Below are 326 nucleotides of genomic sequence, written 5' to 3'. Positions count from 1 at the left end.
TGCGCCCAGTGTCACCGCCAGTTATCAGTCTGCGGCCAGCCCCATCACGGTCAGTAGCCTGAGCGCCAGTCAGAGTGGTATAGGCCAGGCGATCAATGGCAGCTTCTCTGTCAGTGGTTCCAGTGTCAGCATGCTGCGCATCCATGCTGGTACATCCGTCTCTAATTCTGCTTGCTATATGGATTTGAACGCAAGTACAGGAAGCAAAAGCTTCAGCTTTACAGGTAACTGGGCCAGTGAAAATGGCTTGAGTTGTGCTGCGCTATTACCTGCATCCGGCTCTACTGCCAATATTGTCTTTAAGGTCGAGGCCCGTGACAATGCCA

At 52.8% G+C, this 326-nt stretch carries 1 protein-coding gene; it reads left to right on the top strand.

Translation table 11 applies throughout. The features are described 5' to 3' along the window. Positions 1-326, top strand: a 326-nt coding sequence (locus ACO0LF_RS31645; protein WP_423021404.1) for a hypothetical protein, incomplete at both ends; no start/stop codon positions are given.

Origin of the sequence: Undibacterium sp. Di27W (genome assembly GCF_049340345.1) — a bacterium.
In the GTDB taxonomy this organism is placed as follows: domain Bacteria; phylum Pseudomonadota; class Gammaproteobacteria; order Burkholderiales; family Burkholderiaceae_D; genus Undibacterium.
This window is presented reverse-complemented; position numbering and strand designations above follow the sequence as displayed.